This window comes from Archangium sp. Cb G35, from assembly GCF_001896145.1.
Classification (GTDB): domain Bacteria; phylum Myxococcota; class Myxococcia; order Myxococcales; family Myxococcaceae; genus Archangium; species Archangium violaceum.
Genome location: NZ_MPOI01000013.1, coordinates 455,125 through 478,329 on the forward strand (window position 1 = coordinate 455,125; position 23,205 = coordinate 478,329).

At 71.1% G+C, this 23,205-nt stretch carries 11 protein-coding genes; 4 read left to right on the forward strand and 7 right to left on the reverse strand.

Annotated elements, in window-relative coordinates; all coding sequences use genetic code 11:
* Positions 1 to 20 precede the first annotated feature (20 nt).
* The 7 genes from BO221_RS36635 to BO221_RS36665 form a co-directional block, all read right to left on the reverse strand.
* Positions 21 to 4,607, reverse strand: coding sequence for a type I polyketide synthase (locus BO221_RS36635; RefSeq protein WP_073565476.1), 4,587 nt, complete (start codon positions 4,605 to 4,607; stop codon positions 21 to 23).
* A 5-nt stretch (positions 4,608 to 4,612) separates the two neighbouring features.
* Complete coding sequence (locus BO221_RS36640) at positions 4,613 to 11,029, reverse strand: MupA/Atu3671 family FMN-dependent luciferase-like monooxygenase (RefSeq protein ID WP_073565477.1); 6,417 nt, start codon at positions 11,027 to 11,029, stop codon at positions 4,613 to 4,615.
* Positions 11,030 to 11,074: 45 nt separating this feature from the next.
* Complete coding sequence (locus tag BO221_RS36645) at positions 11,075 to 11,623, reverse strand: hypothetical protein (protein WP_073565478.1); 549 nt, start codon at positions 11,621 to 11,623, stop codon at positions 11,075 to 11,077.
* Positions 11,620 to 12,642, reverse strand: a complete 1,023-nt coding sequence (locus tag BO221_RS36650) for a M28 family peptidase (RefSeq protein ID WP_073565479.1) — start codon at positions 12,640 to 12,642, stop codon at positions 11,620 to 11,622. The genes BO221_RS36645 and BO221_RS36650 overlap by 4 nt, the downstream gene beginning before the upstream one ends.
* On the reverse strand, positions 12,639 to 13,121 hold the full coding sequence (locus tag BO221_RS36655; protein ID WP_073565480.1) for a hypothetical protein: 483 nt from the start codon (positions 13,119 to 13,121) through the stop codon (positions 12,639 to 12,641). The genes BO221_RS36650 and BO221_RS36655 overlap by 4 nt, the downstream gene beginning before the upstream one ends.
* Before the next feature lie 261 nt (positions 13,122 to 13,382).
* Positions 13,383 to 14,807: an MBOAT family protein gene (locus BO221_RS36660; RefSeq protein WP_073565481.1), complete on the reverse strand. Its 1,425-nt coding sequence runs from the start codon at positions 14,805 to 14,807 to the stop codon at positions 13,383 to 13,385.
* A 1-nt stretch (position 14,808) separates the two neighbouring features.
* Positions 14,809 to 17,562, reverse strand: coding sequence for a GDSL-type esterase/lipase family protein (locus BO221_RS36665; protein ID WP_073565482.1), 2,754 nt, complete (start codon positions 17,560 to 17,562; stop codon positions 14,809 to 14,811).
* 107 nt (positions 17,563 to 17,669) lie between these two features.
* On the opposite strand from BO221_RS36665, the gene BO221_RS36670 reads away from it, so the two are divergent.
* From BO221_RS36670 to BO221_RS36685, 4 genes are all read left to right on the forward strand, one after another.
* On the forward strand, positions 17,670 to 18,734 hold the full coding sequence (locus BO221_RS36670; protein WP_073565483.1) for a mannose-1-phosphate guanylyltransferase: 1,065 nt from the start codon (positions 17,670 to 17,672) through the stop codon (positions 18,732 to 18,734).
* 10 nt (positions 18,735 to 18,744) lie between these two features.
* A complete protein-coding gene (locus tag BO221_RS36675) occupies positions 18,745 to 20,277 on the forward strand; it encodes a hypothetical protein (protein ID WP_143195890.1) in 1,533 nt (510 codons plus the stop codon).
* A 10-nt stretch (positions 20,278 to 20,287) separates the two neighbouring features.
* Positions 20,288 to 21,082: a hypothetical protein gene (locus BO221_RS36680; RefSeq protein ID WP_143195891.1), complete on the forward strand. Its 795-nt coding sequence runs from the start codon at positions 20,288 to 20,290 to the stop codon at positions 21,080 to 21,082.
* Positions 21,083 to 21,406: 324 nt separating this feature from the next.
* Entirely contained in the window at positions 21,407 to 23,128 is a 1,722-nt protein-coding gene (locus BO221_RS36685) for a serine/threonine-protein kinase (protein ID WP_233166413.1), read from the forward strand.
* Positions 23,129 to 23,205 lie beyond the last annotated feature (77 nt).

The window sequence follows — 23,205 nt, forward strand, 5'->3', positions numbered from 1 at the left end:
GGGTGCGGCTCCGGGGGGACTCAGCCCCGCCGGTTGCGGCGTTCGCGGCGGGCGGCGCCGCGGCTCTGTTGGGCGTCGTACGTCTGGGGCTCCGCGGGTCCCTCGCCGAGCAGCTTCGCCAGCGCGGCCACGGAGGGAGCCTCGAAGACGGAGGTGAGCGGTACCTCCCGGCCCAGCTCCTTCTTCAGCCGGCCCACCACCTTGAGCCAGATGAGCGAGCTGCCACCCAGGTCGAAGAAGTTGTCGTGGACGCCGAGCTGCTCCAGGCCCAGCGTCTCCTGCCAGATGCGCACCAGGGTGCCCTCCAGCTCCGAGCCCGGCGCCACGTACTCGGTGCCGAGCGCGGGCCGCGCGTGCAGCGTGCCCTGTGTCTGCGCGCCCGCGGCCGAGGCGCCCTCTCGGCGCACCCACTGCGCCAGCCGCGCCTCCAGGTCTCCCGTGGACACGACGACCTGGCCGGACAGGGACGACTCCACCACGCGCTGGAAGGCGTCCAGGGCCTCGGGGGCGGACATGGCGAACTGGTCGATGCTCGTGCGCACCGCGGGCCCCTCGTCCGTCGCCGAGGGCCATCCGTCCCAGTTGGTGCTCACCCAGCGGGTGTGTCCCTCGCGCGCGCCGCTGGAGGCGAAGGCGTCCAGGAAGCCGTTGGCCGCGGCGTAGGCGGTGAGGCCGAGGCCGCCCAGCACGGAGGCGTTGGAGGAGATGAGCAGGCAGAAGTCCAGCGCCCGGTCCCTCACCACCCGCTCCAGCGCCAGCACACCGCGCACCTTCGCGTGGAAGTGCTCCTCGCTCAGCTCCGGGGTGATGCTGGAGAGGAGGGCCACCGCCTTCTGTCCGGCGAGGCCCGCCGCGTGGATGACGCCGTCCAGCCGGCCGAAGCGCGCCTGGGCCTCGTCCACCACCGCCCGCAGGTTGGCCTCGTCCGCCACATCCGCGCGGGCCACCCACACCTCCGCGCCCGCGGCCTCCAGCTCCTGCACGGCCCGCACGCGGCGCCGGGTGGCGTCCTTCTCGTCGCGGGCCAGCCACTGCGGCCACTCCTCGCGCGGCGGCAGGGCGGTGCGGCCCACCAGCACCAGCCGCGCCTGGTACGTGCGCGCCAGGTGTCCGGCGAGCATCAAGCCCACGCCGCCCAGGCCGCCCGTGACGAGGTACACGCCCCGCTGCTTCAGCACCCGGGCCGGCGCCTCACTCTTCTCCAGGCGCACCGGCTCGTACGCCTGCACGTAGCGATGCGGCCCGCGCAGGGCCACCACCGGCTCCCGCGAGCCCACCGTCAGCTCCCGGTGTAGCGCTCCGGCCGCGCGTGGCCCCGGGCCTCCCAGGTCCACGTAGCGGCACGCCACCGTGTCATTCTCCTGGGGGATGACCTTGCAGACGGCCAGGGCCAGCGCCTTCTCCGGCGAGCCCTCGTCGGCGCTCTCCACCTCCAGCGCGCCGCGGCCCACCACGTCCAGCACCACGGGGCCCGGCACCTCCACCTCGGCGAGCGCCTGCGCCAGCAGCACCAGGCTGTCGAAGCCCTTCACCCGGGCGTCGTCGAGCCGCTCGGGCCCGGAGTCCGGCGGCGCGTCCAGCGCCCACAGGTGGACGATGCGCTCCACCTTGCGGCCCTGCTCCTTCAGCTCGCGCAGCAGCGCCACGTAGTCCTCGCGGCGGCGGGGCTCCAGCGTGTAGTGCCCCTGCCTCTCCTGGCCGAGGCCCGGGCCGGGCTGCACGGTGGTGAGCGCGTGTCCCTGGCCGGCGAGCCGCTCGCACAGGGCCGTGCCCACGCCGCCGCTGTCGAGGAACACCAGCCAGCCCTGCTTCGTCTCCGCGGTGGCCGGCGCCTCCCCGCGCAGCGCGGCGCGCTGCCAGGTGGGCTGGTGGAACCAGCTCGCCACGTCCGCGCTCTTCTTCGCGGTGCCCCGGCGGCGGGTGCTGGGGGCCTCGGGCTGGAGCCAGTAGTGCGCGCCCTCGAAGGGGTAGGTGGGCAGCGGCACGCGGCGGCGCCGCTCGCCCTGGTGCACCTTCGCCCAGTCCACCTCCACCCCGGCCAGCCACAGCCGGCCCAGGGTGGTGCACAGGTGCTCGGCGTCGCCCTGGGCGTCCTGCGGGTGGCGCATGGAGGCCAGCGCCATGGCGGGCTTGCCTCCGGAAGTCTGGAGCTTCGCCAGCGTGCTCAGCGTGCGTCCGGGGCCCACCTCCAGCAGGACGCGCTCCGCGGACTGCTCGCGCAGCGCGCGCAGGCCCTCGCCGAAGCGCACCGTGTGCCGCAGGTGCCTCGCCCAGTACGAGGCGCTCGTCGCCTCCTCGGGTGAAATCCACGTCCCGGTGACGTTGGAGACGAAGGGCACCGAGGGCGCCTGGAGCTTCAACGAGGCCACGAAGGCCTGGAAGCGCGGGAGGATGGGCTCCACCAGGTGCGAGTGCGCCGCCACGTCGATCTGAATCCGCCGGAACTCCACCTCGCGGCGGGTGAGCTCCTCGGCCAGCGCGTCGATGGCCGCCGTGGTGCCGGCGATGGCGCACTGCGAGGGCCCGTTGATGGCGGCGATGGACAACTCCGGGCCGAGCAGCGCGCGCACCTCCTCCTCGGGCAGGGGCACGCTCAACATGCCGCCGCCGGGGAGCTGCTCGAAGAGCTGGCCGCGCAGCACCACCAGCGCGAGCGCGTCCTCCAGGGAGAACACCCCCGCCAGGCACGCGGCAACGTACTCGCCCATGCTGTGGCCCAGCATGGCCTCGGGCTCCACGCCCCAGGAGGCCCACAGCCGGGCCATGGCGTACTCGATGGTGAAGAGCGCGGGCAGCCCCACCGAGGGCCGCTTCATCCGCTGCTGCGCCTCTTCCTGCTTGCTCGCATCCGGGTACATGGCCGTGCGTGGGTCGAAGCCCAGCCGGGGCCGCAGCAGCTCGGCGCAGCGGTCCACCACCTCGCGGAAGGCGGGCTCGGACTGGTAGAGGCCGCGGCCCATGTCCACGTACTGGGCTCCGCCACCGGCGAAGAGGAAGGCCACCGGGGCCGGCCGCGCTCCCGGGGACAGCGAGAAGGTGCGCTGGGGATCCTTCGTCTCCAGCACGCGCAGGGAATCCTCGCGGTCCGTGCACACCAGGACGCGGCGGTACTCCTGCTCCTTGCGCGCCACCTGGAGCGTGAAGGCCACGTCGGCCAGGTCCTGCTCCGGGTGCGCCTTCAGGTGTGCGGCCAGCGAGGCCGTGAGGGACTCCAGCGCGGAGGGCGTCTTCGCTGACAGCGGGAGGAGCTGCCAGGGGCGCGCGGGGGAGCCGGGGCGCGGCGCGGAGGCCTCCTCGAGGACGACGTGGGCGTTGGTGCCGCCGATGCCGAACGAGCTGACTCCGGCGCGCCGGGGCGTCCCACCCGCGGGCCACGGCTGGAGGGTGGCGTTGACGTAGAAGGGGCTGTTGGCGAAGTCGATGCGCGGGTTGGGCTTCTGGAAGTGCAGGCTGGGCGGCAGCTCCCGGTGCTCCAGGGCCAGCGTCGTCTTGATGAGGCCGGCCACGCCCGCGGCGGCGTCCAGGTGGCCGATGTTCGTCTTCACCGAGCCGAGCCCGCAGAAGCCCTTGCGCTGCGTGCCGGCGCGGAAGGCCTGGGTGAGCGCCTCGGCCTCCACGGGATCTCCGAGCTGGGTGGCGGTGCCGTGGGCCTCCACGTAGGAGATGGAGTCCGGGGACACCTCGGCCACGGCCTGGGCGCGGGCGATGACCTCGGCCTGGCCCTCGATGCCGGGGGCGGTGTAGCCCACCTTCATGGCGCCGTCGTTGTTGATGGCCGAGCCGCGGATGATGGCGTGGACGGTGTTGCCGTCGGCGATCGCGTCCTCCAGGCGCTTGAGGACGACGATGCCCAGGCCGCTGCCGAAGAGGGTGCCCTGGCCCTTCTCGTCGAAGGCGCGGCAGTGCCCGTCCGGCGAGGTGATGCCGCCTTCCTGGTGGTGGTAGCCGGTGCGCTGGGGCACGTGCACGGAGACGCCGCCCGCGAGCGCCACGTCACACTGGAAGCCCAGCAGCGCCTGGCAGGCGAGGTGGGTGGCCACCAGCGAGGTGGAGCAGCCCGTCTGCACGGTGACGGCGGGCCCCTTGGCGCCCAGGTGGTAGGCGACGCGGGTGGCGAGGAAGTCCTTGTCGTTGCCCACCATCACCGGGAAGGTGTCCTCGGCCTGGACCAGGTCCGGCCGGGTGGCGAGGTTGAAGAGCAGGTAGGTGCTGAGGCTGGAGCCGGCGAAGATGCCGGTGGCGCCCGGGTGCCGCGTGGGGTGCTCACCCGCGTGCTCCAGCGCCTTCCACGCGCACTCCAGGAAGAGGCGGTGCTGCGGGTCCATCAGCTCCGCCTCGCGGGGCGAGTAGCCGAAGAAGGCCGCGTCGAAACGGCCCACGTCGTCCAGGACGGGGGCGGCCTTGACGAAGCTCGGGCTGTGCACCGAGGCGGGGTCCACCCCGAGCGCCTTCAGCTCCTCGTCGGAGAAGAAGCGGATGGACTCCACGCCCTCGCGCAGGTTGCGCCAGAAGCCGTCCACATCGGAAGCACCCGGGACGCGCACGGCCATCCCGATGATCGCCACGGCGAGGGTGTCCTCGCCGGCGGGCAGTGTGTCGTTGTCCATGTCTCTCAACCCCGTCCCTTCTGACGCTGGCGCTGGCGCTTGAGGCTCTCCAGCTGCCGTTTCGCCCGATCCTGTGCGGCGTCCACCGTCTCCTGGCCGCCCGTGTCCTCACGCAGGAAGCGCGCGAGGGCACTGACGGTGGGGTGCTCCAGCAGCTTGAGCAGGGGGATGTCCCGGCCGAGCAGCGTGCGCAGCTTCGCGTGCACCTGGACGAGCAGCAGCGAGTGGCCGCCCAGGTCGAAGAAGTTGTCGTGCACACCCACCTGGCCCACCTTGAGGACTTCCTGCCAGACGGTGGCCACCTGCTGCTCCAACTGGCCCTGGGGCGCGACGTACGCGGTGCGCGCGGCGCGGGCCGTCGAGGGCGCGGGCAGTGCCTTGCGGTCCACCTTCCCGTTGGGGGTGAGCGGCAGGGTGGCCAGCTCCACGAAGGCCGAGGGCACCATGTACTCGGGCAGCCGCTGCTGGACGAAGTCGCGCAGCGCTCCGGCCTCCGCGGCCTGTGCCTCGGCCGGCACCACGTACGCCACCAGGCGCACGTCGCCCGGCTCGTCCTCGCGCGCCACCACCACGGCCTGACGCACCGCCGGGTGTGCCTCCAGGGCGGCCTCGATTTCACCGGCCTCGATGCGGAAGCCGCGCACCTTGAGCTGGTGGTCCACGCGGCCGAGGAACTCCACCGTGCCATCCGCGCGCCAACGCGCCCGGTCGCCAGTGCGGTACATGCGCGTCCCCGGCTCGGTGCTGAATGGATCCGGCAGGAAGCGCTCGGCGGACAGCTCGGGCCGCGCCAGGTAGCCGCGCACCACGCCGGCGCCGCTGATGTACAGCTCGCCCGGCACGCCCACGGGCGCCGGTTGCAGGAGCGCGTCCAGCACGTAGAGCTGCGTGCGCAGCAGCGGCGTGCCGATGGGCACCACCGCCGCGTCCGTGGCGCCCACGCGGTGGGTGGAGGACCAGATGGTCGTCTCCGTGGGCCCGTACATGTTGAGCACCTCGCCGCCAGACACCGCCTGCGTCAGCGCCCCGGCCAGCGCGGACGGCAGGGCCTCGCCGCCCACCATCAGACTGTTGAGCAGGCCGAGCGACGCCACCGCCTCCGCGTCCAGCGACAGCGCCCGCGCGAAGGAGGGCGTGCACTGCATGTGGGTGATGCCATGGGCACGCAGCTGCGCGGCCACCGGGGCGCTCGCGCGGCCGCCGCGGCGCTCGTCCCGCTCCACCAGCCGCCGCAGCTCGTCCAGGTGGGGCAGGCTCTCCAGCACCTGGTCCGCGGGGATGCCGAAGTCGATGAGGCAGCCGATCTCATCCACGCCCAGCTCGCGCAGCTGGGCCACCCGCTCGCGCAGGGCCCGCGGCGTGCCGAACAGGCCGCTGGACTCGAAGTACCGCTCGAAGGCGTGCGCCACCAGCCGGTCGAGCTCCGCCTCCTGGAAGCTGGCCGCGTCGATGTCGATGCCCAGCGTGCGTCCCAGCCCGCGCATCAGGTCCAACGAGCTCTTCAGGTACTGGCGGAAGGGGGCGTCCACCCGGGCGCGCACCCGGGCGGCGTCGGTGTCCACGTAGGTGTGGAGCATCAACGTGACATGGCCCTCGCCCGCGTGGCCCGCCTCGCGCCAGGCCTCGCGGTAGATGCCGAGGTTGCGCGCCAGGTCCTCCGGCGTCTGTCCCAGCAGGTGGGTGAGGACGTTGGCCCCCAGCCGGCCCGCGGCGCGGAACGTCTCCGGGTTGCCGGCGGCGGTGAGCCAGAAGGGCAGCTCGCGCTGCACGGGGGTGGGGCGCAGCTTCACCTCCACCGGGGTGCCGGCGCCGCCGTTGAAGCGCAGCGTCTCCCCGCGCCACAGCCGGCGAACCTGCTCCAGTCCCTCGAGCATCAGGTCCTTGCGCTTCTCGTAGCGCTCGGGGGCGAAGACGAAGTCGTTGGCGTGCCAGCCGGAGGCCACGGAGATGCCCACGCGGCCGCGGGAGATGTTGTCCACCAGGGCCCACTCCTCGGCCACGCGCACCGGGTGGTGCAGGGGCAGCACCACGCTGCCGGCGCGGATGCCCACCCGTTCGGTGACGGCGGCGATGGCGGCACCGGCCACCGAGGGGTTGGGGTACAGGCCGCCGAAGGCGTGGAAGTGCCGCTCCGGCGTCCACACCGCGGCGAAGCCGTGGCGGTCCGCGAACTTCGCGCCCTCCAGCAGCAGCCGGTACCTATCACCCCCGGCCTGCTCCGAGTCGTCCGCGAAGTAGAAGAGGCTGAAGTCCAGCGGGCGCGAGCTGGCGTGCGCGCGCGGGCGCGGGGCCTTCATCGTCTCGCCCTGCACCACCACCTTGAAGCCGCGGGTGAGCGTCCACAGCAGCTCCAGCACGGAGATGTCGAAGGAGATGCTGGTGAGCGCCAGCCAGGCACCCGGACGCGGGCCGCCCAGGCGCGTGTCCATGGCGGAGAAGAAGTTGGCCACGGTGCCGTGGGGCACCATGACGCCCTTGGGCCGGCCGGTGGATCCGGAGGTGTAGATGACGTAGGCGAGCCCCTCGGGCCCGGTGCCCGGGGCGGGGGGCGCGTCGCTTCCGGAGGTGAAGGTGCCGGGCTCGTCCACCGCCACCGTCTGGACGTCGCGCGCGGGCAGGGTGCCGGCCAGATGCCGCTGGGTGACGAGCACCTTCGCCCCCGAGTCCTCCAGCATGAAGGCCAGCCGCTCGCGCGGGTAGTCCGGATCCAACGGGACGTAGGCGCCGCCGGCCTTGAGGATGCCGAGCATGCCCACCACCATCTCCACCGAGCGCTCCACGCTCAGGCCCACGCGCGTCTCGGGGCCCACGCCCAGCGAGCGCAGGTGCCAGGCGAGCCGGTTGGCGCGCCGCTCCAGCTCCGCGTAGGTGAGGGACTCGTCCTCGAAAACGGCCGCCACGGCGTCCGGCGTGCGGGCGGCCTGGGCGGAGAACTGCTCGTGGATGCAGGGCGCGGGTGCGCCGGCCGGGGAGTTCTCGTTCCACTCCACCAGCAGACGACGCCGCTCCTCGGAGGACAGCAGGGGCAGCTCGGCCACGCGCCGCTCCGGGGCCTCGAGCACGCCGCGCAGCAGCCGCTCGAAGTGGCCGGCGAGCCGGGCCACGGTGGCCGTGTCGAAGAGATCCACCCGGTACTCCAGCGCGCCGGACAGCCCCTCGGGGCCCTCGGCGAGGGCGAGCTGGAGATCGAACTTCGAGGTGCCCTCCACCGCGCCATCCGGGGTGGGCAGCACGGGCCGCCACGTCATGCCCGGGACACTCAGGTCCGTGGGCGGCAGGCTCTCCAACATGAGGCACGTCTGGAAGAGCGGATTGTCCGCGCCGTGGCTGGCACGGGCCGCGCCCACCACCTCCTCGAAGGGCAGGTCCCCGTGGGCGAGCGCCTCGTGGAACGTCTCGCGGGTGCGGGTCAGCAGCTCGCGGAAGGAGGGGGCGCCGGCCACGTCGCAGCGCAGCACGAGGGTGTTGGCGAAGAAGCCCACCACGTCGCGCACCTCGGGCCGCTCACGGTGGGCCACCACGGTGCCCACGCCGAAGTCCTCCTGCCCGCTGTAGCGGTGGAGGAGGCAGGCCCAGGCGGAGGCGAGGGTGACGAAGAGGGTGCAGCCCTCGCGCCGGCCCAGGGCCTTGAGGCCGTCCACCAGCTCGCGCGGCAGGGTGAAGGCGTGCACGGCGCCCTGGAAGGAGGGCTCGCGCGGACGCGGGCGATCCGTGGTGAGCTCCAGCCGAGGCAGGCCGGCCAGCTTCCGCCCCCAATAGGCGCGCTGTCCGTCCAGTTGCGGCCCGAGCTCGCGCTGCCAGTGCGCCCAGTCCGTGTAGCGCAGGGCGGGCGGCGCGAGGGGCGCGGGGGAGGCGCCCGTTCCGGCGCGGTAGAGGGCGGCCAGCTCCCGGGCCAGCACGCCAATGGACCAGCCGTCGGTGATGATGTGGTGCTGCGTCATCAGCAGCACGTGCTCCTCGTCACCGAGCGACACCAGGGTGGCGCGCACGAGCGGTCCACGGGCCAGCTCGAAGGGAGCCCGGGCCTGCTCCAGGCCCACGCGGTGCAGCTCGGCCTGGCGCTCGGCGGCCGGCAGGGAGCGCAGGTCCACACGGGGCACCTGGAGGGACGTGGGCGGCTGGAGGACGAGCTGAGGCTGGCCGTCCACCTCGGGGAAGGTGGCGCGCAGCGCCTCGTGGCGCTCCAGCAGCGCGTCCAGGCTGCGGCGCAGGGCGGCCTCGTCCAGCGGGCCCGACAGCCACAGGCCGAAGTGGACGTTGTAGAGCGGAGTTCCCGGGGCCAGGCGATCCAGGAACCACAGCCGGAGCTGGCCCGAGGAGAGCCGCGGCGCGGTGCCCCGCGGGACGGGCCGCGGCGGCGGGGTGACGGGCGCCGTCGCCGAGGGAGGGACGCCCTTCCAGGCCTCGAGCAGGTGCGCGGCGGTGGCGGACAGGGTGGGGTGCTGCCAGAGGAAGGCGGCGGGCAGGGACATGGCCAGCTCCTTCTCCAGCCTGTCCTGCAGCTCCATCACCATCAGCGAGTCCAGGCCCAGCGCCGCCAGCGACGTGCCGCCCGCGAGCGTGGACGGATCCATGCGCAGCACGCGCGCCACCTCGTCGCGCAGGAAGCGCTCCAGGTGCGGGAGGCGCTCATGCTCCTCGGCGGAGGTCAGCAGCTCCCGGATGGGGAGGGTGGGCGCGGAGGGGGCGGCCGCGGGCTCGCTCGCCACCGAGTCGGCCACCACCTCCAGCTCGCCCGCGAGGTAGCCCTCGCGGCAGGCGCGGCGCTGAATTTTACCGCTGGACGTCTTGGGGATGGTGCGCGCCCGCAGCAGCACCACGGCGTGCAGGTGCACCGCGTGCTCCTCGGACACGGCGCGGCGGATGGCCTCCACCACCGCGGTGGCATCGAGGCCGTCGCGCGCATCCACCTCGGCGGCCAGCACGGGCCGCTCCTCGCCCTGAACGTCCACCGCGAAGGCGGCGCAGCAGCCGGCACGCACGGCGCGGTGGGCGCGCTCGGCGCTCAGCTCCAGGTCCTGCGGGTGCAGGTTGCGGCCGCGCAGGATGATCAGATCCTTCAACCGGCCGGTGACGTACAACTCGCCCTCGGGCGAGAGCATGCCCAGGTCCCCGGTGCGCAGGAACGGGCCCTCACCCGAGGTCAGCTGGCCTCCGAAGGCCCGCTCGGTCTCCTCGGGCCGGCCCCAGTAGCCGCGCGCCACGCTGGGCCCGGAGACCCAGATCTCTCCCTCCTCGTCCGGGCCGCGGACGGTGCGGGTGTCCGGGTCCACGATGAGGACGCGCTGATCCGGCGCGCTCTGGCCCGAGGACACCTGCTGCATGGGCGGGGTTCCCTTGCCGGTGTCCAGGCCGCGGTGGACGAGCGGCTGGCCCTTGGTTCCGCCGGTGACGATGAGGGTGGCCTCGGCCAGGCCGTAGCACGGATAGAAGGCCTCGCGCCGGAAGCCGCTGGGACCGAAGGTCTCGGCGAAGCGCTCCAGCGTCTCGCGGCGCACGGGCTCGGCGCCGTTGAAGGCCAGGTCCCAGCTGCTCAGGTCGAGCCGGGCCTTGTCCTCGGCGGTGGCCTTCCGCGCGCACAGCTCGTAGGCGAAGTTGGGGCCGCCGCTGCACGTGGCGCGGAAGTGGGAGATGGCCTCGAGCCAGCGCATGGGGCGCTGGAGGAAGGCCAGCGGCGACATGAGCGTGCAGGGGAAGCCCATGTAGAGCGGCTGGAGCACCTTCCCGATGAGCCCCATGTCATGGAACATGGGCAGCCAGCCCATGCCCGAGCTCACCGCCGGATCGATGCCGAAGCACCGGGTGATGAGCGCCTCGTTGTGGAGGATGTTGGCGTGGGTGACCATCACCCCCTTGGGGTTGCCAGTCGAGCCCGAGGTGTACTGGAGGAAGGCGAGCAGGCCACCGGACAGCTCGGGCCGCTTCCAGGCGGAGGCGAGCGCCTCGGAGGGCGCGTCGGTGGCCACCCACTCGAGGGCGGCGAGCTCCGGGGCCTGGGGCAGCATGAAGCCGGCCATGTCGAGGATGCCGGAGGTGGTGAGGACGAAGCGCGAGCCGCTGTCCTCGGCGATGGCGCGCAGGCGGGGCAGCGTGCGCTCCAGGCGGGTGGGATCCGGCGGGTAGCTGGGCACGGCGATGACGCCCGCGTAGAGGCAGCCCATGAAGGCCGCGACGAACTCCATGCCGGGCGGGTAGAGCAGCAGGGCACGCTCGCCAGCGGCGCCCTTCGCCTGAAGCTGGGCGGCCACCGCGCGCGCGTGGGTGTCCAGCCGGCGGTAGCTCCACTCCTCGATGGAGCCATCCAGGTCACCTGTTTCCAGGAAGCGGTAGAGCAGCGCGTCTCCCCGCTGCCGGGTCCGCTCCTGGAGGATGTCCACCAGGTTGTCGCAATACTCGGGGAGGGCCTTGTTGCCTCGCTCCATCGCTCGTGTTCCCAATGAAAGGGTGAAAAGGGGGGACGGTCTGGCTCAGAAGGACAGGCCCACCTCGGCGAGCCCGAGGTGGTAGGAGAGCCCCAGTCCGGGAAAATCACTGCCAACGCCCACTCCGAGCTGGAGCAGGGAGACCTGGGCCCAGCCGTGGGTGAAACGCAACGGTGCCACCGTCACGCCCAGCGTCACCGCGGGGCCCCGCACCGGCGTGGGGTGGGAGGGCGTCAGGAACGCCATCCGGTCCCCGAAGAGCGCACCGAGCGTGAGCAGCACGGCGGGGGTGTAGAGGCCGGGACGCTGGAGGCCCGCGCCCACCCGGAGATTCGTCACGGTCCCCGCGATCAGGAGGGAGCTCAGCTCGGCCTGCAGGAAGAATCGCTCGTTCAGCGTGCCGCGGATACCGAAGCCGCCTCCCACGCCGCCCATGGTGCGAGCGTCGGACAGGTACACCGTCGCGCCGGTGGTGAAGTAGACGTGGAGGGGGAGCTCGCGCGCCGGCTGTTCGGCGCGGGCGCCCGCCGGCCACCCCATCAGGCCCACCAGCCCCAGCACCAGCAGGAGGGCGCGGCTGTGCGTGCGGCTCATCGGGGGCCTCCTGCCCAATAGGCGACGGCGGCGAGGGTGCTCTGGACCGCCTTGCGGAACAGCTCGGGGTGCAGCGTCTCGGGCGTGTCCGTGACCTGGTGGTAGTGGCGATTGCGGAACACGGCGGTGTCGGTGACGAAGAGCGCGCGCTCGCCGGCGAGCCACAGGAGCGCGTGATCACTGCGCAGCAGGGGCTCGCTCAGGGGATTGAGCCCGTTGCCGGTGGCGAGCATCGGCACGGTGTGGATGAGCGAGAGCTCCCGGCTGAGCGCGTAGAACTCGGAGGCCATGCGGCTCGAGGAGTCGTTGCCGATGACGGCGAGGAAGTCGGCGCTGCGCGGCGAGGGGAATCCGGGCAGGGTGGCCTGGGAGCCCGGGGTGGTGTCGTAGTAGCCGATGCAGTCGAGCACCAGACTGGCCACCAGCTTCTCCGAGCTGCCCGTCCTGCTGCTCAGGAGCCGGTAGCTGCCGTAGCCCCCTATCTCCTCGAGATCGAAGCCCACGAAGAGGATCGTCCGGTCGAACCGGTACTGGGAGAGGATGCGGGCCAGCTCCAGGATGCCGGCCACTCCGGTGCTGTTGTCATCCGCGCCGCCGTGGAAGGCATCGAAGTGGGCGCCCACCAGCACGACTTCCTCCGGCCGGGTCACTCCCGGCAGCCGGGCGATCACGTTCGAGGTGGGCAGACGCTCGTGAGGGGTGTTCTGCCGCGACACCGTGAGGTCGAGTCCGCGCAGGCGCGACTCCATGAGCTCGCCGCTCTTGAGCCGGGTATGGCTGTGCCAGTGGGGGGCCAGCAGCTCCTGGTTCTTCCACACGGTGTGGTCCAGGGGCGTGTCCGACAGGTGGGCCGCGTGGAGCGCCCGCACGTCGCCCATGAGGCGCTCGCCATCCACCTGCTCCGTCATGGCGCGGAGCTCCTGGAGCTTCGGGTCGGCGAGGACGGAGCTCTCGGTGCAGGAGGTCAGGACGAACAGCAGGGGCAGCCACGCCCACCTGCCGTGAGGGTACATGCTCATAGCTGGATTCCTCCATGGAGCAGACCGAGCTGCAGGCGGACCGCCGAGTTGTGTGGGAAGGAGACGGTGCCCACGTGGAACTCGAGGGCGCTGACGGTGAAGCGCCCGAAGTGGAAGCGCAGGGGGGCCGCGCCGATCGCGAAGTAGAACGGGCTGAGCCGCGACTGCTCCTGGGGGTCCTCACCTTCGGCGGGGATGATGCGGCGGTAGAGCACGGACATTCCGCTCAGTCCCAACTCGGGTCCTACCGAGGGCTCCCAGGGGCCCACGCGGGCCCGGAGCCGCGCCTGGAGGAACACTTCCAGCGGCAGGGTGATGTCCGTGAACTCCGGCAGCGCGGGCTTGCGCGCTACCCGGAGCCCACCTCCCACGAGCACGTGGTTCCATCTCCCCTCCGTGGCCAGCGGAGTGCGGTAGGCCGCCTCCAGGCCGACATAGGGCGAGTTGAGCCGGGCGAAGGACAGCTGGGTGAACAGCACGCCACCCAGCGCCAGCTCGTGTCTGTCCGGTGTCTCGGCTGCTGCCGGTGTTGCCAGGAGGAGACACCAGAGGAGGATTGTTCCAGTGGCAGGTAGGTGCATGTGCTCACTGGTTAACCTACCTATTGTTGACAGTAAACAGATTGACCGTGAACTCCATGGAAAATCCGTTCCCGGGCAGCGCCCTGGCGCGGACTGCGTCACGAGAGTCACAGCGGTGACACGAGCAGGTGCGCCGCCCCGTGGGGCCCCGGGCGCACCTCAGAACTGGAAGTAGACGTACGGGCGCGTCTCGACGGACGTCAGGTGCCGCACGCCCAGGCCCACGAGCACCAGCACCACCGCGCGCACGGGTACGGGCATCCGCACGAACAGGTCTCCAGCCTTGTGGAAGAGGCTCAGCGGCGTCACGTGGCTCACCGCCGCCACCGCCAGCATCGTCCACACCAGCGTGCTCACGTTGGCCAGGCCCAGGCTGCCCTCGAACAGGCGCAGGTACATCTCCCCCGCGTGCGCCAGGCTCGGCGAGCGGAAGACGATGCGCGTGAGCACCACCACGTTGAACGTGGCCACCCAGCCGAGCCCCGCGCGCACCACCGCCATCTTGCCTTCCTTCGGCGGCTTGCCCGTCATCCACCACCACACGCGGATGACACACTCCATGGCGCCGTGCGCGAGGCCCCAGATGGCGAAGCGCCAGTCCGCTCCGTGCCACAGGCCGCCCAGGCCCATCGTGATCATCAGGTTGAGCAGCGCGCGCGGCTTGGAGACGCGGTTGCCACCCAGCGGCCGGTAGAGGTAGTCGCGCAGCCAGTTGGACAGGCTGATGTGCCAACGGGCCCAGAAGTCGAAGAGGTTCGTCGCCAGGTAGGGGCGGTTGAAGTTCTCCGCGAACTTGAAGCCGAAGAGCGCCGCCGTGCCGATGGCGATGTCCGAGTACGCCGAGAAGTCGAAGTAGAGCTCGAAGCTGTAGGCCACCGCCGCGACGAAGCACTCGGCGGACGTATAGGCCTCGGGCGAGGCGAAGACGGGGTCCACCAGGCCCGAGCCCAGCACGTCCGCGATGATGAGCTTCTTGGCCAGGCCCACGGCGATGCGATACAGGCCGCGGCCTCCCTCGTCGGCCGTGAGCGACGGCGTGTCGTCGAAGCGCTCGATGAGGTGCGAGGCGCGGACGATGGGGCCGGCCACCAGGTGGGGGAAGAAGAGCAGGTAGAGCAGGTGCTCGAAGAACGAGTGCTCCTTCTGGATTTCACCCCGGTACTGGTCCACCACGTAGCTGAGGGCCTGGAAGGTGAAGAAGGAGAGGCCCACGGGCAGCAGCAGGCTGAAGGGCTGGGTGCGCACGTGGATGCCCAGCGGACCGAGCAGCGCCACCGCCGTCTCGCGGAACATGTCCGCGTACTTGAAGGTGCACAGCACCCCGAGCGTGCTGACGATGGACAACGTCAACAGCGCCTTGCGCACTCCGGGCGACTGCGAGCGCCGGAAGCCCTTGATGCACAGGTGGTTGATGGCGGTGGCCCCGAGGAAGAGCACCAGGGGCCACGGCGTCCACATCGAATAGAAGTAGACGCTCGCCACCATCAGCACGCCCAGGCGCGGCCACTTGTAGCGGTGCAGCGCCCAGTAGAGGCTGAAGGTGAGGGTGAGGAAGAAGAGGAACTGGAGGCTGTGGAAATACACGTCAGCCGCCCTCCGCGGCGAGCGCTGGCGGCTGGGTCTTGAAGACCTCGTAGGCCGCGAGCAGGTCGGAGAGGAACGAGCCCGCGAGCTTCTCGTAGCCCTCGGGTGTCAGGTGGATGCCGTCCGAGTGGCCCAGGCCCTCGCGCTGCCAGCGCAGCATGCTCCAGTCCCCACCCATGGCGGCCCGGGGGGACCAGTACGCGCAGCCCTGGGCACGCGCCATCTCGGGAAGGGCCGTCACCACGCGGGCCAGGGCGGGCGCTTCCTCCCAGCTGCCGTCAGCGCCCGGCTGCAGCCGGTCCGTGGTGCCGATGACGAGGCACTCGGCGCCGCCCGCGTCCTTGCGCAGCCGGGAGATGAGGGCGCCGTACTCGGTGCGCAGCTTCTCCGCGTCCAGCTCCCTCTGGCCGCTCTCGTTGGTGCCGTACCAGAAGACGAGCAGCTGGGGCTTGCGCGAGGAGAGCTGCGCGGAGAGCGCCTGCGGGTCCATGCCGGCCAGCGTGGAGGCGGTGGAGCCCGGCAGGCCCACCGCGTCATAGGCGATGCCCTTCTGCTCCAGGTCCAGCGCCGCGCCGAGCACGGTGAGCGGGCCACCACCCTGGTTGAGCACTTCAATGTCGTGAGCCGGGCCGGTGACGGGGAAGGAGCGGACGCGCACCGTGGGCGCGGTGAAGGGCTCGGGCGGAGCGGGCTCGGGAGGCATGGCGCTGCCGTCCACCTTCACCTCCATGCGCCCGCTGCCGGGACCGTCCAGCCAGTACAGCGAGAGCCGCGCGGGAGGCGTGGTGGCCGCGGTGCAGCCCTCGCAGAAGCGGATGCGCAGCGAGGCGCCCGGAGCGCCCACCGCCCGGGTGCCACCGAGGCCCCAGGCCTGTCCGGGAGGGGTGGCCTGCAGCGCGTCCTCCACCGTCCACTCGCCCGTCAGCTCGCGCGAGATGCCCGCGGGCTTCAGCCGGTCCGACGGCTTGCCCGCGGAGATGAAGCCGCGCCCGGCGTCGCCGAAACGCTTCGCCAGCGCGTTGCGCATCTCGTCCGTGAAGTAGTGCGAGGCCGTGTGCGAGGCCCCGATCTGGAGGATGCCCAGCCGCGCGTCCTCGCCCTTCTCCAGCTTGCCCAGCCGCCGGAAGGTGGCGGTGAGGGACTTCTCGCCGTTCTGCAGGCCCGAGGGCTCGGCGGCGAGGCGGGGCGGGCTGCTCGCGGCGTAGGCGCGCTGGATGGACAGGTCGAAGAGGTGGCCCAGCAGGTCCGAGCCCCGGGCGCGCGGGTGGATGAGGTCCTCGTTGAGCAGGCCCGCGGACAGCCAGCGGATGGCGGAGCCCTCGCCGCCCATGGCCTCGAGCGCGTCCCAGTAGGCGCAGCCGCCTTCCTTGGCCGCGTCGCGGAAGATGTCCGCCACCATGCGCGAGCCCCGGCGCGGAATCAGCTCTCCGCCCATGGTGCGCACGGCCGCGTCGATGGGAGACCAGACGAGGCACGCGGCATCCGGCACGGACTCGCGCACCAGCTTCACCAGCTGCTCGGCCTCCTGTTTGATTTCCTCGGGCTTCGTCCAGTCGCGCGAGAGGCGGAAGGCCTCGTTGCCGCCGAACATGAGCACCACCAGCGAGGGCTTGCGCTGGCGCATCTGCGCGCGGAAGTAGGGCGGGTGGGTGCGCAGGAACACGCCCGCGTAGGCACCCGGCAGGCCGAGGGTGTCGTACACCACGCCCGGCTCGCCGTTCTCCAGCGAGACGCCGTGCAGCTCCACCTTGCCGCGCGTCTTGAGCGTCAGCGTCTTGGCGCCCTCGGGCAGTTTCACCCGGGCGTTGGCCACCTCGGCCGGAGTCCAGCGCGTCTGCAGGCGCTGCAACTGCTTGCCGTCGACGAGCACCTGCACGGAGCCACCCATCGGCTGGGCCAGGAAGAAGATTTCGGCCGTGCGCGCATCGCCGATGTCGAAGCGCACGTCCTGGGAGCTCTTGGCGCCCGCGGTGAAGGCCACGCCGGTGAAGGGGAGCCGGTCCCGGGGCGGCGAGCGGTCGATGATGCGGATGAACTCCCAGCCCTCGGAGGCCTGGCCGGCGCGCACCCCGCGGCCGGAGCGGGTGGGGCGGTCGATGTAGAGGAAGCCCTTGCCGCCCGAGCCGTGGCGCTCCTGCAACCGCTGGCGCACCACGTCGTTGATGTGGTCCGAGGCGATGAGCGAGTCACCCAGGTGCTCCACGCGCACGGGCTGGGTGCGGCTGCCGTTGCGCAGCGCGCGCAGGGCCTTGAAGAAGGGCTCCAGCCCGCTCTCCTCGCACCCGGAGGCGCCCATGCGGCGGCAGCCCGGGTCGAGGTCCACGTGCTTGGAGCCCATCTTCTCGCGCAGGGCCTCCATGCGCGTGGCCTTGGTGAGCGTGGCGGGGCCCAGGTTCGCCAGCCCCAGCGTGTCGGAGGCGTCGGCGACGACGGGCGGGGGAGCCGGCGTACCGCCATCGGAGCCGGAGGTGGTGTCGGCCTCGACGATCTCTGTCTCCTCTTCCTCCTCGGGAAGCTCGGGCACCTCGGGGGCGGGGCCGGTGTCGGGCTCGACGCCGATGGCCTTGCGCTTGGCGGCGGCGCTGGAGGTGGTGACGAGCGCGATGAGTTGCGGCACCACCGGCCCCTGGGAGAGGCTGGGGATGGGCCGCCACGCCTCGGGGAGCGGGGCGAGCGACAGCCCAACCGCGAGCGCCAGGGTGAGGGCGAGCGTCAAACCGACCGATGTGTGCTTGGACTCCAACGCGCCCGGCATGAGACTGGCTTTTCGGGGCGGGGTCAAAACTCCTGCCGACGTTCGTGGGGCAGCCGGGCGAGCGAGCCCCTGGCGAGCGGCGGGCGAAACGCTATGGTGCGCCGCCCATGACCCTCCATCCCGTCATCATGGCCGGCGGCTCTGGTACCCGCTTCTGGCCCCTGTCGCGCAAGGCGCGTCCCAAGCAGTTCCTTCCCCTGGCTTCGAAGAATCCGCTCATCACCGACACCGCCGTCCGGCTCAAGGGCCTGGCGTCGGTGAAGGACACCCTCATCGTCTGCGGTCCCCTGCACGCGAAGCAGGCGGCGAAGCTGGTGAAGGGCCTGCCCAAGAAGAACCTCCTGGTGGAACCGGTGGCGCGCAACACGGCGCCGGCCATCGCCCTGGCGGCGGTGCAGGTGGCGGCGAAGGACCCGGAGGGCATCCTGGTGGTGTTGCCCTCGGACCACCACGTGGCGGACGTGGCCGGCTTCAAGAAGACCATCGCCGAGGCGGCGCGGGTGGCGGCGAAGGGCCACCTCGTCACGCTGGGCATCAAGCCGAACCGTCCGGAAACGGGCTACGGCTACATCCAGGTGGGCGGCGGGTTGGAGGGGGGTGGCCGCCAGGTGAAGGCCTTCCGTGAGAAGCCGGACACGGAGACGGCGCGGCGCTACGTGGAGTCGGGCGAGTACCTGTGGAACGCGGGCATCTTCGTCTTCCGGGCGGACGTCATCCTGGAGGCCTTCGCGAAGCACATGCCGGAGATGCAGAAGGGGCTGGACGCGCTGCGCAAAGCGGCCGGCAAGCGTACCTTCGCGGCGGTGCTCAAGCGCGTGTTCCCGAAGCTGCCTTCCATCTCCATCGACTACGGGGTGATGGAGAAGGCGAGCAACATCGCGGTGCTGCCGGGAGACTTCGGCTGGAGCGACGTGGGCTCCTTCGCGGCGATCCCCGAGGTGCGGCCCGCGGACGAGCACGGCAACGTCATCTCGGGTGGCGAGGCGGTGGTGGTGGACTGCAAGGGCTGCGTGGTGCTGGCCGACAAGCGTCCGCTGACGGTGGTGGGCCTCACGGACATGGTGGTGGTGGACTCGGGCGACGCGGTGCTGGTGGTGCCCAAGGACAAGAGCCAGGACGTGCGCAAGGTGGTCGAGGCCCTCAAGGCCCGCAAGCGCGAGAAGTACCTGTAGGACGGCCGTGATGCGCGGGAGACGGGACGCACCTGGGTGGAGATGGGCGAGCGTCCTGCTGCTCCTGTTGTTGGCCTGCACGGGGCCTCGCGCCGGGCAGGTTCCGCGCGCTCGTGCGTGGGCCCTGACTTCGGCTCCGGGGCCTGCCATTGGCGGCGACTGGAGCCGCCCGGAGCCGCTGCCCGCATCGCGAGTCCCTTCTCCTGGCTTCCTGAGCCCCGAGGAGGAGGAAGCACGCTGGAAGGCGGTGGAGGAGAAGCTGGAGGAGTACCTGCAGTGGGGAATGCGTCTGATGGAGACGCATGCCACGCACCTGCGGCGCATCGCTCCCGGCCACCTTCTCACCGAGCATCCGCTGCGCGAGAAGTCCCTGGATGCGCTCGTTCGGGCCACACTCGCCTGGGCTTACAGCCATACGCAGGACCCGGACTTCTTGCGGCGAAGCCCCTCGGAAGTCGCGCTCTACCTGCTGGCCAGCCGCTCCGCCCTGGCCACCGCCATCGAGCTGGGCAAGAGGGCTCCTCCTCACCTCGACTACACGCCGCCGCCCGGGGATGTGTACACGGCGGAGGAACTGGTGGTGGAGCTGGCCGTTGGCCTCACGCCCATCCTGGGAGAGGTGACGGACCTGTCGGCGGCCATGTCCGGCTACAGCCTCACCGGGCATCCGCTCAGCAATCCCGAGCGCTTCATCCATCTGCTGGGGGTGTTGCTGCCGTTCGCCAACGGCAAGCTGTTGAAGCAGGGAGGAGAGGCCGCGCTCCAGCGGGTGGCGCTCGTCACGGGGAGGAGCCTGGACGAGGTGCGGGCGCTCTCTCGTGTTGCTTCTCACCTGAACCCCGAGGACGTGAAGGAGATCGAGCGCGTCCTCCAGCGGGCCGCGGACAGGGGCGGAACGCTGACCGACGCGGAGCTGGCCTTCCTCCAGCGGGTGGCTGGGACGCTGGAGCAGCCCCTTCGCATGGCCGCGAATGCGCTGGGGCATGGGCAGGTGTTGCCCGTGCTGGGGATGCGCACGCTTCCGGATGGGACGCGGCTGTTCCCAGGGACGCCCCAGCACATGGCCCAGTGCTGGGTGGACTACCAGTTCCGACACCCGCGCAAATACCGGAGCTTCTCCTCCACCGTGGACCCTGAGTGGGAGCGGCTCTATCGCTCCATTCTCGCGAACAAACAGGCGGGTAACGTCTTCGAGGATGGCATCCTCAAGGCGAAGGGCTACGCGAAGAACACGGCGGTGATGATGCCTCCACCGGGAAAAGGAGCCGTGGGCTTCATCCCGGACTCCGTGCGCGGCAACCCCAGCGAGATGGTGTGGGGCCAGCCCTACGAGTTCATCGAGGCGAAGGGCCGCCAGGAACTGGCCTACACGGGGAATCTCAAGGCCATGATCGAATACGTGACGAAATACGGAGGGCACCTCGAGTTGTGGGGTCGTTCCGCGAAGCACCCCTCGGGGAAGACACATTTGACAGAGCCTCTCCTCTCTATCCTCCAGAAGCTGGAGAGTGGTGGTAAGGCGCGCGTGAAATTTTTCCCTTGAGATCCATTCCATGCCTCGTTTTCGCTATCTCAAGTCGAATATCGACCTTCCGCCGGGCTGCCCGTCGAGTGCGGTGATCCGGGAGTTTCTCCAGCTCGTTTTCGAGAAGTACCAGTGGTTCGTACCCAGGCGGTATGAGCACCTCCCATCGTTTGAGAAGACGCTTGACCCCGACCGCATCGACTACGACGTGCTCATCGCCACCTACGAAGAGCATCAGTCCCTCTGTGTCGCTGCCCAGACGGATAGTGATTTCATCTGCATCTTTCCCGCGACTGATGATTCCCGGCCTTATTGCTACAACGGGAGTATCCTGTGGCGTGCCTCCGCGAAGTTGGCGTCCAAGCCCTCCTGGCGTACCGGTCATGCAGAGCAGGTCGCCGAAATCATGCGCCTCGTGGAGTCCCCTGTGGCGCAGTCCTCCTTGGGCGAGGACGTCGAGCGCAAGACCCGGCGTCTGGTCCCCGACGAGGACGGCTTTGGTTCGACCGCGACATTCACCGTCCGCAACTACAGCGCGGGTCTCTCCGGCCTCTTCTGGCGCAACTTCTTCGGTCCTCCGTTCGTGCGCATGTTCGGCGAACGCCTTGCTTCACTGCCCGAGGACTGCCGTAAGCCGCTCGGTGAGGCACTCGTCCTCGTCCAGCCATACGAACTGCCCTCCGACTCCGGTACCGAGCAGGGAGATGCGCGGGAGCGCGAGCTGATTGAACAGCTCGGGCCCGGGTGCTTCTACGACCACGTGCACCACACGCCTCCCACCCGCCTACCTGCCCTCGAGTCCCTCTCCACAGTCATCCATTGAAATCCGGTCCTGTGGTCCCGTGCCTCGCTCTCCTCTCTCGAGAGTGAGGAGGGACCCCCGTTCTTTCAGGGCCGCGTTTGCAGGAATTACCGGACGACTCCGTCTTTCCAACCGCGCGCCACGGTACTTCCGGCGCTTGTCACGTTGATTGCGTGACGAATCAAGGGTGCATGCAGGTTGCAACACTCCAGGAGGCGCAGCCGTTCAGGCGAGCGCCGCTGGGGGGCGGCGATGGGTTGCAACCACTGCTTCAATGATCATCCAACGACTGTTTCATGCATCCGGCCCGAGGGTCCTCCGAGTGACGGCGAGGCGCTGTCCGGGATGGGCTACGGGCCCCTCGTCCTCGTGCGCAAGTTGGGCACCGGGGCGCTCGGGACCGTGTTCCTCGCAGAACACCCCTCCAGCGGTGCGCACTTCGCGCTGAAGGTGCTTCACCCGCACCTGGCCAGCAATCCCGCGGTGCTCGCCCGCTTCTACGCGGAGGCCCGCTCCGCCCAGCACATCATCCATCCGAACGTGGCCCGGGTGCTCGACGTGCGCCAGGCGCCCAACGGCCACCACTGCCTCCTCATGGAGTACGTCAATGGCACGGCCCTGTCGCAACTGCCGCTGCCGCTGCCCTCCGCCGAGGTCGTGTTCCTCCTCTCGCAGGTGCTCGAGGGCCTGGAGGCCGCGCACGCGTCCGGTGTCGTCCACCGCGACGTCAAGCCGGAGAACCTCATCCTCACCACCGGCCGCGATGGTGAGCGGCGCGTGAAGCTGCTCGACTTCGGCATGTCCGCCACCCTGGCCGCCGCCTTCTCCGAGGAAGAGCTCGCCGCGGGCATGGTCGTGGGCAGCCCGGGCTACCTCGCGCCCGAGCTGTGGGTGCGCGCCGAGCCGGATGGCCGCGCGGACCTGTACGCGCTCGCGGTGCTGGGCTACCGGCTGCTCACCGGACGGTTGCCCTTCGGCGGTGGTGGGCGCATGGGCGAGATGCTCCTCGTCCACAAGCCCACGAAGCCGTTGCCGCCGCACATCCTCGAGTCGCGCGTGCCGCCGGCGCTGTCCGCGGTGTTGATGCAGGCCATGTCCCTGCGTCCGGACGAGCGCTTCACCACCGCCCGCGCCTTCCGCTCCGCCCTGCGCGAGGCCATGCGGCGGCCCGCCTTCGGCTGTCTGGCTCCGCCCGCCTTCCACGTGCGGGTCGAGGACCCCGAGGGCGGGGGGCTTCATCCGGTGTTCGTGAACGACGTGAGCCAGGAGGGGCTGCGCATCGCCTGTGACGGGCCGCTGCCGCGGCTCGGGGCTCGCATCGAGGTGGAGCTCTCGCTCAATGGCTGGGTGCTCGCCTGCGCCTGCGACGTGGTGCGCCTGCTTCCCGCGGAGGAGGCGCGCACCTGGGGCGGCCGCCAGGGCTACATCCTCCAGTTCTCCGCGCCCTCGGACGACGTGCGCCGGCTGATCGCCCAGGCGCTGGCCCCGCCTCCCGCGGAGCCCACGCCGGATCCGGAGCTCGCCCAACTGTTGTCGCGTGCCGCCACGTGCAGCCAGGATCCGTACACCCTGCTGGCCGTCCACCCGCATGCGGACTTCGCCGAGGTGATGCGGCGCGTGGTCCAGGCCGAGCGCCGGCTGGAGCCCTTCTGGCAGCGGCCCCTGCCGGCCGGACAGCGCCAGGCGCTCGCGGCCCTCCGGGAGAAGGTGGACACCGCCCGGAAGACGCTCGGCGAGCCCCTGGCCCGCGCACGCTTCGATGCCTCGCGAGGCAACTTCTACGGCGTAGCCCGCTGCATCGCCGCCGGAGTGCAACTGAATGCCGTGGAGCGTCTGCGCCAGGCCTTCCTCGCGGCTCGTCCGGACGCCGAGTCCCGCGCGCGTGCGATCTTCGATGAGGGAATCCTCCTGGAGGCGCAGAACGTGCTCGATGGCGCATTGGCGCGCTACGCCGAGGCGCTCCGCGTGGATCCGCTCAACGTCTCGCTGCACCGGTACTACCAATCGCTCATCCAGCGCATGCGCATGGAGGCGAGGGAACCGGCGCGTCACTCCGCGTCTCCGTGAGTGCTCTCCAGGGCCTGCGCTCCACCCGCCCTGGGTAGTCCACTTCCCAGGTCCCACCCGCGGGGGGCCCTGATTCC

What these genes read in the sequence shown, in the direction of transcription:
- BO221_RS36635 (WP_073565476.1), bottom strand. Translation starts at nt 4,607, where the DNA reads ATGGACAACGACACACTGCCCGCCGGCGAGGACACCCTCGCCGTGGCG.
- BO221_RS36640 (WP_073565477.1), bottom strand. Translation starts at nt 11,029, where the DNA reads ATGGAGCGAGGCAACAAGGCCCTCCCCGAGTATTGCGACAACCTGGTG.
- BO221_RS36645 (WP_073565478.1), bottom strand. Translation starts at nt 11,623, where the DNA reads ATGAGCCGCACGCACAGCCGCGCCCTCCTGCTGGTGCTGGGGCTGGTG.
- BO221_RS36650 (WP_073565479.1), bottom strand. Translation starts at nt 12,642, where the DNA reads ATGAGCATGTACCCTCACGGCAGGTGGGCGTGGCTGCCCCTGCTGTTC.
- BO221_RS36665 (WP_073565482.1), bottom strand. Translation starts at nt 17,562, where the DNA reads ATGCCGGGCGCGTTGGAGTCCAAGCACACATCGGTCGGTTTGACGCTC.
- BO221_RS36670 (WP_073565483.1), top strand. Translation starts at nt 17,670, where the DNA reads ATGACCCTCCATCCCGTCATCATGGCCGGCGGCTCTGGTACCCGCTTC.
- BO221_RS36675 (WP_143195890.1), top strand. Translation starts at nt 18,745, where the DNA reads ATGCGCGGGAGACGGGACGCACCTGGGTGGAGATGGGCGAGCGTCCTG.
- BO221_RS36680 (WP_143195891.1), top strand. Translation starts at nt 20,288, where the DNA reads ATGCCTCGTTTTCGCTATCTCAAGTCGAATATCGACCTTCCGCCGGGC.
- BO221_RS36685 (WP_233166413.1), top strand. Translation starts at nt 21,407, where the DNA reads ATGGGCTACGGGCCCCTCGTCCTCGTGCGCAAGTTGGGCACCGGGGCG.